This window comes from Nonomuraea rubra (assembly GCF_014207985.1).
In the GTDB taxonomy this organism is placed as follows: domain Bacteria; phylum Actinomycetota; class Actinomycetes; order Streptosporangiales; family Streptosporangiaceae; genus Nonomuraea; species Nonomuraea rubra.
On the sequence record NZ_JACHMI010000001.1, the window covers coordinates 2,722,423 to 2,735,822 of the forward strand.

General features: G+C 70.4%; 11 protein-coding genes. 6 read left to right on the forward strand and 5 right to left on the reverse strand.

All coding sequences use genetic code 11. The annotated features are described in order from the left end of the window. Positions 1–19 precede the first annotated feature (19 nt). From HD593_RS12445 to HD593_RS12460, 4 genes are all read left to right on the forward strand, one after another. Entirely contained in the window at positions 20–1,561 is a 1,542-nt protein-coding gene (locus HD593_RS12445) for a serine/threonine-protein kinase (protein ID WP_185102319.1), read from the forward strand. Further along, positions 1,558–2,541, forward strand: a complete 984-nt coding sequence (locus tag HD593_RS12450; protein ID WP_185102320.1) for an NAD(P)-dependent oxidoreductase — start codon at positions 1,558–1,560, stop codon at positions 2,539–2,541. Before HD593_RS12445 ends, HD593_RS12450 begins: the two co-directional genes overlap by 4 nt. A 131-nt stretch (positions 2,542–2,672) precedes the next feature. Further along, positions 2,673–4,022, forward strand: a complete 1,350-nt coding sequence (locus HD593_RS12455; protein ID WP_185111799.1) for an FAD-binding oxidoreductase — start codon at positions 2,673–2,675, stop codon at positions 4,020–4,022. An 8-nt stretch (positions 4,023–4,030) separates the two neighbouring features. Then, positions 4,031–5,290, forward strand: coding sequence for an SAM-dependent methyltransferase (locus HD593_RS12460; RefSeq protein ID WP_185102321.1), 1,260 nt, complete (start codon positions 4,031–4,033; stop codon positions 5,288–5,290). 86 nt (positions 5,291–5,376) lie between these two features. On the opposite strand, the gene HD593_RS12465 is transcribed toward HD593_RS12460, so the two are convergent. From HD593_RS12465 to HD593_RS12485, 5 genes are all read right to left on the reverse strand, one after another. Then, the gene (locus HD593_RS12465) at positions 5,377–5,535 is read right to left on the reverse strand and encodes a hypothetical protein (protein WP_185102322.1); all 159 of its coding nucleotides are present in this window, start codon (positions 5,533–5,535) and stop codon (positions 5,377–5,379) included. Positions 5,536–5,705: 170 nt separating this feature from the next. Continuing rightward, positions 5,706–6,992 (reverse strand): extracellular catalytic domain type 1 short-chain-length polyhydroxyalkanoate depolymerase, encoded by a 1,287-nt coding sequence (locus HD593_RS12470; protein WP_185102323.1) that lies wholly within the window; start codon positions 6,990–6,992, stop codon positions 5,706–5,708. A gap of 152 nt (positions 6,993–7,144) precedes the next feature. Then, complete coding sequence (locus tag HD593_RS12475) at positions 7,145–8,089, reverse strand: phosphotransferase (protein WP_185102324.1); 945 nt, start codon at positions 8,087–8,089, stop codon at positions 7,145–7,147. A 10-nt stretch (positions 8,090–8,099) separates the two neighbouring features. Further along, positions 8,100–8,789: an HAD family hydrolase gene (locus HD593_RS12480; protein ID WP_312903444.1), complete on the reverse strand. Its 690-nt coding sequence runs from the start codon at positions 8,787–8,789 to the stop codon at positions 8,100–8,102. Between the two features lie 62 nt (positions 8,790–8,851). Continuing rightward, complete coding sequence (locus HD593_RS12485; RefSeq protein WP_185102326.1) at positions 8,852–10,387, reverse strand: long-chain-fatty-acid--CoA ligase; 1,536 nt, start codon at positions 10,385–10,387, stop codon at positions 8,852–8,854. Positions 10,388–10,537: 150 nt separating this feature from the next. Here HD593_RS12485 and HD593_RS12490 point away from each other — a divergent pair, with 150 nt between their 5' ends. Further along, complete coding sequence (locus HD593_RS12490) at positions 10,538–12,085, forward strand: GMC family oxidoreductase (RefSeq protein WP_185102327.1); 1,548 nt, start codon at positions 10,538–10,540, stop codon at positions 12,083–12,085. Positions 12,086–12,116: 31 nt separating this feature from the next. Then, positions 12,117–13,370 carry a cytochrome P450 gene (locus HD593_RS12495; RefSeq protein ID WP_185102328.1) on the forward strand — a complete coding sequence of 418 codons (1,254 nt, stop codon included), beginning with the start codon at positions 12,117–12,119 and terminating at the stop codon, positions 13,368–13,370. The last annotated feature ends 30 nt before the right edge of the window (positions 13,371–13,400 follow it).

Consider the following 13,400-nt stretch of genomic DNA (forward strand, 5'->3'; position numbering starts at 1 on the left):
TGGTCAACAGGGGTAGGAAATGGTTTCGGATAGCAACCGGCTCATCGCAGGGCGCTACCAGTTGCTGCGCGAACTGGGCCGCGGGGGGATGGGCGTGGTCTGGGAAGGCCACGACACTTTGCTGAACCGGCAGGTGGCCATCAAGGAAGTGCTCCTGCCGGAGACGATGTCGCCCGGCGACCAGGAGCGGCAGCTGCTGAGGACCGCCCGCGAGGCCCGTACCGCGGCCAAGCTCAACCATCCCTCGGTCGTCGCCGTGTACGACGTGATCGAGGAGGACGGGCGGCCGTGGATCGTGATGGAGCTGGTCAGCCATCCGACGGTCGAGCAGGTCGTGCTCACCACGGGCGCGCTCCCGGTGCGGGAGGCGGCCGACGTGGGCAGGCAGGTGCTGTCGGCGCTGCGGACCGCCCACGCGGCGGGCATCCTGCACCGTGACGTCAAGCCGAGCAACATCCTGCTGTCCGAGGACGGCCGGGCCGTGCTCATGGACTTCGGCATCGCCACGGTCGAGGGCGATGTCTCGCTGACCAGGACCGGCATGGTGACCGGCTCGCCGAGCTTCCTGGCGCCTGAACGGGTACGCGCCGAGAACGCCGGCCCCGAGTCCGACCTGTGGTCGCTGGGCGCCACCCTGTACGCGTGCATGGTCGGCCGCTCGCCGTTCGAGCGCGGCGACGCCATGGCCACGCTCAACGCGCTGCTCACCGAGGAGCCGGACTACCGCAGGATCCCGCCGATCATGCACCCGGTCCTGAAGGGGCTGCTCCAGAAGGAGCCCCAGGACCGCCTGGACGCCGAGGAGGCCGACCGGCTGCTCGCGGCCATCATCGCCGCCAGGCCCCCGGCCCAGGACCTCGACGTCCCGGAGAAGAAGAAGCAGCGGCAGGGCCCCGGCCGGGCGCTGCTCGCGGCGGCCGCGACGGTGGTGCTGGTGCTCGCGGGCGGCGCGGTCGTCTACTTCAGGACCGCCTCGCCCGCCGAGGGCACGCCGCGGGCCACCACCCAGCCGGCCGCCGCGACCCAGGCGATCTCGCCCACCGCGGCGCCGACGCCGAGCGCGACGCCCTCGGCCACCCCGTCGCCCAGCGCGACCAGGGCGGCGCCCGCGGTGCGGGCGTGGCAGTCGCGGGACGGCTGGTCGATCATGCGGCCCACCGGCTGGCGCGGCGCGCTCGGCGAGGCGTACACCGAGTGGACCCGCAGGGACGGCAACGCCCACCTCGGCGTCGAGGCCGTGTACGCCAGCCTCGACCCGCACCAGATCATCCGCGACGGCCAGGAGGCGCTGCGGCAGAACGCGCAGAACGTGGTCAACCGCGGCCGCAGGACGGTCACGCACCAAGGCGTCAAGGCCGTGCAGTGGGAGTTCTCCTGGACGGCGGGCGAGGCGGGCGACGCCCCCTGGGTACGCCCCGGCACCCGCTACCACGAGGTCCGCCGGGCCCTGGCGATCGGCGACACCGCGTACGTGCTGTCGTGGACCGTCACCGAGGAGCAGTGGCAGCGCAACAGGCCACTGATGCGGCAGGTGATCAACAGCTTTACTGTGGGGGGATGAGCCCCTGGAACCTGCTCGCCCTCCCGCCGCTCCCCGAGCAGGCCATGCGCCACCTGCTCGCCCCGCTCGGCGACCGGGTGACGCTGCGCCTGCCGGCGTCCCGCGACAGGGACGCGCTGCTGGCGGCGCTGCCCGGCGCGGAGATCGTGCTCGGTGACTGGACGGGCACGCTCGTCATGGACGCGGAGGCGGTCGCGGCGGCGCCCGGGCTGGCGTTCGTGCAGCAGCCGTCGGTGGGTGTGGACGGCCACGACCTGGCGGCCCTGGCCGCGGCCGGGGTGCCGCTGGCCAACACGCCCGGCGTCAGCGCCGGCGCGGTCTCGGAGTGGTGCCTGGCCGCCACGCTGGCGCTGTCACGCAAGCTGGCCGCGGCCGACGCGGCCGTACGCGCCGGCGAGTGGCCCCAGCAGGGCCTGCTGCCGCACGAGCTGCACGGCCGCCGCGCCGGCGTGATCGGCTACGGCCCGATCGGCGCCATGTGCGCGCGGCTGTTCCGCGCGCTCGGCTGCGAGGTGACCTACTGGACCCGCACACCCCGCGAGGACCCCGGCTACCAGGACCTCGACGCGCTCGTGTCCGGCAGCGACGTGGTGATCGTGGTGATCGCGCTGTCGGACGAGACCCGCGGCCTGGTCGACCCCCGCCGCATGAAGCAGGGCGCCCTGCTCGTCAACGCGGCCAGAGGAGGCGTGGTCGACCAGGGGGCGCTCGTCGAGGCGCTGCGCGACGGCCACCTCGGCGGGGCCGCGCTGGACGTCTTCGACGTCGAGCCGCTCCCGGCCGGCGACCCGCTGCGCGACCTGCCGAACGTCCTGCTCTCCCCGCACGTCGCGGGCGTCACGCCGGAGTCCACCGGACGCCTGGTCACCGCCGTCCTCGGCAACCTCGCCGCCGCCGTCGAGGGGCGCGCGGTGGAAGGCGTGGTGAACGGCGTATCGCCCGTGATCTCCAGGAGGTTTACCCGATCGCCTATCGCATAGCGGAATCCACCTGGCACGATGAACAGTTTTCGTGTCTTTAACGACCCCGGTCTGTTCGACCTCGCCCTTGGGAGATACGGTCTTACGGACGATCTCTACCAGCTCAAGGGGGTGCTTTCGTGACGACGACGATGTCGACACACCGGCGGGCAGTAGAGCAGATCAGGCAGTCGTACGCCGAGATTCCCGGCGACGCCGCGCCCCGGCTGGCCAAGGCCACGTCCAACCTGTTCAGGTTCCGCGACGGCGGCAGGACGGCCAAGCTCTCGGCCCGGGATCTCGACGAGGTCATCAGCGTCGATCCCGAGACCATGACCGCCGAGGTCCAGGGCATGACGACGTACGAGCACCTGGTCGACGCCACGCTGCCGTACGGGCTCATGCCGTACGTGGTGCCGCAGCTCAAGACGATCACGCTGGGCGGTGCGGTGACGGGGCTCGGCATCGAGTCCACCAGCTTCAGGGACGGGCTGCCGCACGAGTCGGTGGAGGAGCTGGAGATCCTCACCGGCGACGGGCGCGTCGTCGTGGCCCGCGACGACAACGAGCACCGCGACCTGTTCCGCGCCTTCCCCAACTCCTACGGCACGCTCGGCTACGCGTTGCGCATCAGGATCAAGCTGCGCAAGGTCCAGCCGTACGTGCACCTGACGCACGTCAAGTTCACCGACGCGGGCAAGTGCATGCTGGCCATGCAGGAGATCTGCGACAGCATGGTGTACGACGGCGAGCGCGTCGACTTCGTGGACGGCGTGTTCTTCGAGCCCGGGGAGATGTACCTGACGCTGGGCCGCTTCGCCGAGCGCGCGCCCTACATCTCCGACTACACCGGGATGCGGATCTACTACCAGTCGATCAGGCAGCGCAGCCGCGACTGGCTGACGGTCCGCGACTACCTGTGGCGCTGGGACACCGACTGGTTCTGGTGCTCGCGGGCTTTCGGCGTGCAGCAGCCGGTCGTCCGCTCGCTCATGCCGCGCCGCTGGATGCGCTCCGACGTCTACCGGCGCCTGGTGGCGCTCGACCGCAGGCACGGCCTGACGGCCCGCGTCGACAGGTGGCGCGGGCAGCCCGTGAGCGAGTCGGTCATCCAGGACGTCGAGACGCCGGTCGAGCGCGGCGCGGAGTTCCTGGAGTTCTTCCACGACAAGGTGGGCATGACCCCGGTGTGGATGTGCCCGTTGCGGGCGAGCTCCCGCTGGCCGGTCTACCCGCTAGAGCCGGGCAAGCTCTACGTCAACTTCGGTTTCTGGGGAATGGTGCCACTGCCGCGGGGGCAGTTCGACGGTTACTACAACCGGCTCATCGAGCGTGCGGTGCACGACCTCGACGGGCACAAGTCGCTTTACTCGACCTCGTTCTACGCCCGTGAGCAGTTCTGGCAGCTGTACAACGGCGATGCCTATTGGCCGGTCAAGCGGGAATACGACCCGAATGGGCGCCTGCTGGACCTGTACGAAAAGTGTGTACGGGGAAGGTGAGCAAGCAGATGGCTCTCGCATCCATCTTTGAGAAGATCGTCGGCTCGAACGCGAACATCTCGTTCATGGCCTACGACGGCAGCAAGGCGGGGCCGGACGGCGCCGACCTGGCCATCGAGGTGAAATCCCCGATAGCCGTGGGCTATCTGGCCCAGGCTCCGGGGGAGCTGGGGCTGGCCAGGGCCTACATCTCCGGCCACATCGACGTCCACGGCGACATGTACACGCTGCTGGACCGGATGTGGAACATCACCACCAACGACCTGACCACCTCCGAGAAGATCGACGCCGTGCGCGCCCTGGGCGTCAAGCCGCTCCTCATGCGCGTGCCGCCGCCTCCGCAGGAGATGCGCCAGAGCGCCCTGGCCAGGCTGGGCTCCCGGCACGCCAAGCAGCGTGACGCCGAGGCCATCCATCACCACTACGACGTCTCCAACCGGTTCTACGAGTGGGTGCTGGGCCCGTCCATGGCCTACACGTGCGCCTGCTTCCCGGAGGAGAGCTCGACGCTGGAGGAGGCGCAGTACGCCAAGTTCGACCTGGTGGCCAGGAAGCTCGGCCTCAAGCCCGGCATGCGACTGCTCGACGTCGGCTGCGGCTGGGGCGGCATGGTCATGCACGCCGCCAAGGAGTACGGCGTCAAGGCCCTCGGCGTCACGCTCAGCCGCCAGCAGGCGGAGTACGCGCAGAAGGCGATCGCCGACGCCGGCCTCCAGGACCTGGCCGAGGTCCGCTTCATGGACTACCGCGACGTCCAGGAGTCCGGCTTCGACGCGGTCAGCTCCATCGGCCTGACCGAGCACATCGGCAAGGCGAACGTGCCCTCGTACTTCGAGTTCCTGTACGGCAAGCTCAAGCCGGGCGGCCGCATCCTCAACCACTGCATCACCCGGCCGACCGGCAAGGAGAAGACGTTCAACAAGGGCGGCTTCATCAACCGGTACGTCTTCCCCGACGGCGAGCTGGAGTCGGTGGGCTGGCTGATCAGGCAGATGGAGGACCTCGGCTTCGAGATCCGCCACGAGGAGAACCTGCGCGAGCACTACGCCAAGACGCTGCGCCACTGGTGCGACAACCTGGACGCCAACTGGGAGGACGCGGTCCAGGAGGTCGGCATGGGCACGGCCCGGGTGTGGGCCCTGTACATGGCCGGCTGCATCGTGGGCTTCGAACGCAACAAGGTCCAGCTCCACCAGGTGCTCGGCGTCAAGCTGGACCAGAACGGCCGCTCCGGCGTGCCCCTGCGCCCGGCCCGCGACTGGCCCTGACGCCCGCCGGGTACGGGGTGGGCCGCGGGGAACCCACCCCCTCGCTCGAAACGGGACGGAGCCTGCGGCCGGCGCGAGCTCCGTCTCTACCCGGCCGGCCCGGACAGGGACTGCGCCGGCTCGGCCGGGGTGCGGCGCTGCCTGTCCTTCGCGTGCCGCCCCTTGCTCGGGCGATGCTCGTCGCCGCCGGAATCCTCCTGCGGCTCCTGCTCCTTGGGGCTGTGGGGCTTCGCGTGCCTGCCCACGGGTGCTCTCCTTCCCCTGTCCTGACTGCTTAAAGTGACCGTATGGCTACAGTCGGCGCCGGGGCAAGCGCGGAAGCGGTAAAGGTGAAGCACTTTCCAGGGCGGGCGTGCCCCGGCCGATCGGCTCGCGGCCCCGCAATTACCGCAGGTCCGACCGGCCGGGGACGATCTCAGGTGGTGCAGGCCGTGCCGTTCAGGGTGAAGGCGGGTGGTTTGCCGGTGTTGCCGCCGTGCGTGGCCTGGAAGCCGAACGAGACCGACGCTCCCGGGGCGATGGTGGCGTTGTAGGCGACGTTCCTGGCCGTCACCTGGCCGCTGCTGGGGGAGATCGCGGCGTTCCAGGCGGAGGTGACGCTCTGGCCGGCGGGCAGGGCGAAGGCCAGGCTCCAGGAGGAGAGCTGGGCCGTGCTCGTGTTCGCGATCGTGACCGCGGCCGTGAAGCCGGTGTTCCACGTGTTCATCGTGTACGTGACCTTGCAGTTCCCCGGCGGGGGCGTGACCGTGGGCGTGATGGTGGGGTCCGGGTCGGTGCCGCCCTCGGAGAGGCCGAAGAAGTCGATCGCCATGGCCGCCATCCCGCTCTGCGGCAGGTTGTGGCCCACGCCCTGAAGGCTGATCGCCTCCACCGGCGCCTTCGTGCCCGTGCCGCCGTAGCGGGTCCTGGTCCAGCCGGAGCGGGGCTGGTCGGTGAGGCTGGGCGTCTGGCTCAGGCCGTGGACGTTGGTCCACTGCTTGATCTGCTCCTGGAAGTTCGGGTAACGCAGCGTGCTGTCCTCGGTGCCGTGCCAGATCTGCATGCGCGGGCGCGGCCCGGCGTAGCCGGGGTAGGCCGCCCGTACCTGGTCGCCCCACTGCTGGGCGGTCTTGATGAGCTGGCCGTTGGCGCAGGTGCTGTTCCAGCTGGAGCCGTCGGTGGTGGCGAAGCAGCCGAACGGCACGCCCATGAACGACGCCCCCGCCTTGAACACGTCCGGGTACGCGCCGATCAGCACGTTGGTCATCATGCCGCCGGAGGAGGCGCCGGTCACGTACGTGCGCTCCGGGTCGGCGTTGTAGCGCTGCTGGACGTACCTGACCATGGAGACGATGCCCACGGGGTCGCTGCCGCCGTTGTGGGTGAGCGACTGCGGCGAGGAGACGTCGAAGCAGGACCCGCTCCTGGTCGCCGACGGATAGACGACGATGAACTTGTGCCGGTCGGCCAGCGAGGCGAACTCGGTGCCCGAGTGGAACGCCGGGCCGGAGCCGGTGCAGTAGTGCACGGCCACGAGCAGGGCGGGCCTGGTGCCGGCGCCGTCGGGGACGTACAGGTGCATGCGCAGGTTCGTGGGGTTCGTGCCGAAGCCGGTCACCTCGGTGAGCTGGGCCGAGGCGGCCGGGGGCGCGGTGATCAGGGCGGCCGCCACGAGGGCCGCGGCGGCGAGGATGGCGCTTGCTATGCGAGCTTTCAGCTTCATTGAGTTCCTCTCGCAGGGCAGCCGAAATATTGCGAGTGTCCACAGAAAATTTCGGCGTGGCAATATGCCTGGTGCGAGCGGATGTGATGGGACGCTTGTGAGCTGCGCCGAGGCCGGAAGGAGAGGGGGAAAGCGATGAAACTTTCGGCGGGCTACCGCGCCAGTTGCTCCAGCGTGCCGGTGAGCGCCTCCCACGACTGCTCGGCGTCCGCCGTGCGCCCGTGCGGCGAGCGGAACCACTCCACGAACTCCGCCACGTCGTTCAGCGCCCAGCGCAGCCGGTACAGCCCCAGCAGCTCGCGGTCCACCGCCCGCCCCGTCGCCTTCGTGTAGCGGGCCAGGTCGTCCTCGTCCCTGGCCACCAGCCACAGGTCCCGCTCCCGGGCGGCCATCCCGACCGTGTCCCAGTCGATCAGCAGCCGGCGCTCGCCGGCCCGCAGGAGGTTGCCCGGGTGCGGCTCCCCGTGCGTGAGCACCGGCTCGCCCGGCCTGGCCGCCAGGCGGTCGAACTCCGCCAGCCTGCGCCGCAACATCCCGGCGTGGCGGGCGATCAGGTCCTGGGCGGGCTCCGAGTAGGGGCCGCCGAGCCAGGGCAGGACCGGGTCGCCGAGCGCCTGCTCCAGCCCCGCCCTGCCGGTCAGCGCCACCGGCCGGTCGGGGGTGGACAGCGGCGGCGGGGTGGCGTGCAGCTCGGCCAGCAGGTCGATGACGCGGCCGCGTTCGGCGGGCGGCAGCTCGTCGCCGAAGTCGCCGCCCGTGCCCCGCTCGTACGGGAACACGCTCATGGCGTACCGGTGCCGGTCGAGGCGGCGCAGCGTGCTGCCGTCGGCGGCGCGCAGCGGGGCCACGACGAAGGCCAGGCCCGCCTCCTCGCGCAGCGCCGCGGCCGTCTCCATGGCCAGCCTGAGCCCGTCGTAGCTCTGCCGCCGCACGTCCGCGACCGTCACGAACCAGCGCCGCCCGCCCGCGCCGGTCGCGATCCAGTGGAAGTCGCCGAACCCGACCGGCGCGTAGTCCAGCGTGGCCGCCTCGATGCCCCAGTCGTTCAGCGCGGGGCGCAGCAGCTCTTCGTCGAAGTCGTCCGGTCGATCACGCATACGCGGCAAGTTACCGGCCCGCGCCCGGGCCGCGCAGCCCGGCCAGGAAGGCGATGGCGGTCATGACGTCGGTCACGACCCGATCGCAGCCGGGGCCGGGAGCGGGGGCGGGGGCGAGGCCGTGCCGTTCGAGCTCCCGGGTGCGGTCGATCCAGATCGTGCGCAGGCCCGCGCCCCGCCCGCCCGTGATGTCGTTCACGGCGTCGTCGCCGACCATCCAGCCGCCGTCGCCCAGCGACGTGCCGCACCGCGCGGCGCCGATCTCGAACAGCCGGGCGTCCGGCTTGCGCACGCCCTCCGCCTCCGAGATCGCCCACCCGTTCACCCGGGTGGCCAGCCCGCTGTGCTGGATCTTGCCGGTCTGGTTGTCGGTCATCCCGTTCGTCACGATGCCGACCGTCCAGCCGGCCGCGCGCAGCCGTTCCAGCCCGTCCAGCACCTCCGGCCGGCACCGGATCAGGTGCGGCAGCCGGGCCCGGTAGGCGTGCCACAGCTCCCCGGCGGACTCGGGCAGGCCGAACCGGTCCCGGATGCGGGTGAAGAGCAGCTCCATCGGCACCGACCCGTCGGCGTCGGCGGCCACCAGCCAGGGCACGGCCCCGGCGCCCAGCGCCCGCTCCGCGGCGAACTCGGCCGCCCACCGCCGGTACGCGCCCAGCCGGTCGATCAGCGTGTTGTCCAGGTCGAAGAGGGCGAGCACCGGAGCCTCCATCCTGAGACGCGAGAGGCGCGGACGAGGGCCCGCGCCTCGAACAGCTCAGGTTACCGGAGCTCGCGCTTGAGGATCTTGCCCGTGGCCGTCATCGGCAGGGCGTCGCGGAACTCGACGATCCTCGGGTACTTGTAGGCCGCCAGGTTCTCCTTGGCCCAGGCGATCAGCTCGTCCTCGGTGATCGTGGCCCCGGGGGTGCGGATGACGTACGCCTTGACCTCCTCGCCGTGCGAGTCGTGCGGGACGCCGACGACGGCGGCCAGCGAGACGGCGTCGTGGGTCATGAGGACCTCTTCGACCTCGCGCGGGTAGACGTTGAACCCGCCCCGGATGACCATGTCCTTGGCCCGGTCGATGATGGCGTAGTAGCCGTCGGCGTCACGCGTGGCGATGTCGCCGGTGCGGAACCAGCCGTCCTTCATCACCTCGGCCGTGGCCTCGGGCCGGCCGTAGTAGCCCTTCATGACGTTGTGCCCGCGGATGGCGATCTCGCCGGGGCCCTCGCCCTCGATCGTCTTCCAGTCGCCGTCGACCAGCTTCATCTCCACGCCCCAGATGGGGGTGCCGATCGTGCCGGGCTTGGCGGGCTTGCCGATCTGGTTGAAGGAGGCCACCGGAGAGGTCTCCGACAGGCCGTAGCCCTCCAGGATGCCGACGCCGAACGTGCGCTCGAAGTCCTTGAGCACCTCCACCGGCGAGGACGCGCCGCCGGCGACGGCCACCTTCAGCGAGCGCGGCACCTCGGCGCCCTCGCTGTGGATCTTCGTGAGCATCGCCCAGTACATGGTGGGCACGCCCGCGAAGTACGTGACCCCCTCCTTCGCCATGAGCGCCAGCGCCTCGCCCGGCTCGAAGCGCGGCATCAGCACGACCGTGGAGCCGCGCAGGAAGCCGGTGTTCATGACGGTCGTCTGGCCGAAGGAGTGGAACAGCGGCAGCACGGCGAGGTAGGTGTCGCCGCCCTCGGTGCGGGGGAACATGCGGTCGCTGATGATGGCGTTCATCAGCATGTTCTGGTGGCTGAGCTCGGCGCCCTTGGGCTGGCCGGTGGTGCCCGAGGTGTAGAGGATCACCGCGGTGTCGTCGGCCGCGGTCTGCACGGTCTCGAACTCGGCCGCCATCCCGCCGAGCGCCGCCCAGAACGACTCGCCGTACTCCGACTCGGTGGCCAGCGGCGTGGCGGGCAGCACGAAGAAGTGCTCGCAGCCCTCGGCGGCCTCGAAGCCGGCCTTGCCGCGCTCGCCCAGCGGCAGCTCCGGCGTGCCCTCGAAGCAGAACAGCGCCTTGGCGTCGCTGTCGTCGAGGTGGTAGGCGATCTCACGCGGCTGGAGGAGAACGTTCAGCGGCACCACCGTGGCGCCGGCCTTCAGGATGCCGTAGTAGACGAACGGGAAATACGGCAGGTTCGGGCAGGCCAGCGCGACCTTGTCACCCTTGCCGATGCCGCGTGTCACCAGCAGGTTCGCAACCTGATTGGCTACGGTGTCGATCATGGAGAACGGCAGCCGCATGTCGCCGAAGACGATCGCGGTGCCATCCGGGGTGTTCCTGGCGCTGTCCTCCAGGACGATCGACAGGTTGAGCATGACGCCTTCCTCCCTCTAGAACGGCTTCGCGCCATCTTCGCAGGACGGGCATACCGACTGGTAGGTAACTCAGGTCACAAGTGCATATGGACGCGCCCGCCCCGCGTGAAGTAAGCAAGTGGAAAGTTACTTACCCCTTGGAGGGGTGTCATGGAGTTCGACTATGTGATCGTCGGGGCGGGTTCGGCCGGCTGCGTGCTGGCCGGCAGGTTGTCGGAGGACCCCGGCGTTTCCGTGGCGCTGGTCGAGGCGGGCGGGAAGGACGACAAGCTCGAGATCCGCATGCCCGCCGGCTTCGCCAAGCTGTTCAAGACCGAGTACGACTGGGCCTTCCAGACGGCCAAGCAGAGCGAGATGTCCGGCCGCGAGCTCTACTGGCCCCGCGGCCGGGTGCTGGGCGGCTCCTCCTCGCTCAATGCCCAGATGTGGGTACGCGGCTGCCAGCAGGACTATGACCAGTGGGGCATCCCCGGCTGGGCCTACGACGACGTGCTGCCCTACTTCACCAAGGCCGAGCGCCGCGTCGGCAGCAACCAGGGCGGCGTCTACGGCACCGACGGCCCGCTCTACGTCTCCGAGCTGCGCAGCCCCAACGTCACCACCGGCGTCTTCCTCAAGGCGTGCGAGGAGCTCGGTTACACCCGGCTGTCCGAGCTGAACGGCCGTAGCAACGAGGGCTACTGCGCCACCCCCGTCACCCAGAACAGGGGCAGGAGGTGGAGCTCCGCCGACGCCTACCTGCGCCCGGCGCTCTCCCGGCCCAACCTGCACGTGATCACGAACACCACGGTCGACAGGGTGACGTTCGACGGCAGGCGCGCGACGGGCATCGAGCACAGCGGCGGCGCCCCGATCAAGGCCAGGCTGGAGGTCATCCTGGCGGCGGGCGCGATCGGCTCGCCGTACCTGCTGCTGCGCTCCGGCGTGGGTGCGCCCGACGAGCTGCGCGACGCCGGGGTGCCGATCGTGCACGAGCTGCCCGAGGTCGGCAAGAACCTCCAGGACCACCTGTCGAGCGGCGTGTTCGTCGAGTGCAAGCAGCCGGTGACGCTGACCAAGGCCGAGTCGATCGGCAACCTGCTGCGCTACATCGTGCTGCGCTCCGGCATGCTCACCACGAACGTCGGGGAGGCCGTGGCGTTCATCAGGACCTCGCCGGAGGAGCCCGCGCCCGACATCGAGCTGATCTTCGCGCCGGTGCCGTTCGTGGACCACGGGCTCGCGCCGCCGACCGGCCACGGGCTCACCGTCGGGGTCGTGCTGCTGCAGCCGGAGAGCCGCGGCAGGATCGGGCTGAGCGGCAGGGACGTGGTGATCGACCCCGGCTATCTGACGGCCGAGGCCGACGTCAAGCGCCTGGTCGAGGGGCTGAAGGCGGCCAAGCACGTGTTCGCCACGACCGCGATGAAGCCGTACGCGGGCGGGCCGATGGCGCCGTACTGGGGGCCGGAGAGCGACGAGGAGCTGGCCCAGTGGGTACGCGAGCGCGGCGAGACCCTCTACCACCCCGTCGGGAGCTGCCGCATGGGCACCGACGAGGGCTCGGTCGTGGACCCGGAGCTGCGCGTGCGCGGCGTCGAAGGGCTCAGGGTGGCCGACGCGTCGATCATGCCGACGCTGAACCGCGGCCACACCCACGCCCCCGCCATCATGATCGGGGAGAAGGGGGCCGACCTGATCAGGGCGAGCAAGGCTTGACGTAAGTGGTCACTTGCGTAGTCTCGACGGTATGACTCTGCCGGCGGACCTCGACCTGTCGCAGATCCCGTTCTGGGCCCGGTCGCAGGCCGAGCGCATGGCGGCCTTCCGCAAGCTGCGCGAGCTGGAGCGTCCGGTGTTCGTGCCGGAGCAGGCCGTGCCGTTCATCGGCGGCGGCCCCGGCTACTACGCCCTGGTGCGCCACGCCGACGTGACCGAGGCCAGCAGGAACGCGGCCGTGTTCAGCAGCGAGCCGTGCTCCAACAGCATCCCCGACATGCCGCGCTGGCTGAGCGTCTACTTCGGCTCGATGATCAACATGGACGATCCGCGGCACGCGCGGCTGAGGCGCATCGTGTCGCGGGCGTTCACGCCGCGCATCCTGTCGAAGATGGAGGAGGACCTGGCGCGGGCCGCCGCCGAGATCGTGGACCGGGCGATCGAGGAGGGGCCCGGCGACTTCGTCACGCAGGTGGCGGCCAGGCTTCCCGTACGAGTCATCTGCGACATGATGGGCATCCCCGCGAAATTTCATGACATGGTGCTGCGGCGGACGAACATCATCCTCGGCAACGCCGACCCGGAGTACACCGGCATCTCGCCCGGCTTCAGCCGCGTCAACGTCGCCCGCGGCCTGGTCAGGCTGCTGCACGCCGGCTACTCGCTCAACCGGCTGGCCGCCCGCCTCGGCGACGAGCGGCGCAGGCGGCCGACGGGCGACCTGGTCAGCCTGCTGGTCAACGGGGAGGAGCGGCTCACCTCGCAGCAGCTCGGCTCGTTCTTCATCCTGCTGGTGGTGGCGGGCAGCGAGACCACGCGCAACGCCATCGCGTACGGGCTCAAGCTCTTCACCGACCACCCCCAGCAGCGCGAGCTGCTGCTGGCGGACTTCGACGGGCGCGTGGTCGGGGCCTGCGACGAGATCGTGCGCTACGCCACGCCGGTGATCCAGTTCCGCCGCACGGTGACGCGGGACCACGAGCTGAACGGCACCGCGTACCGGAAGGGCGACAAGGTGCTGCTCTTCTACAACTCGGCCAACCGCGACGAGTCGGTCTTCCGCGACCCCGACACGTTCGACATCACCCGCGACCCCAACCCGCACGTCGGCTTCGGCGGTCCGGGCCCGCACTACTGCCTGGGCGCCCACCTGGCACGCAGGGAGATGACCGTGATCTTCCGCGAGCTGTTCACCCGGCTGCCGGAGGTCAGGGCGGTGGGGGAGCCCGACTTCCTGCTGTCCAACTTCATCAACGGCGTCAAGCATCTGAGGTGGGCGTTCTGAGATGTCCGGTGGTGGAAGATCCGGCGTGCT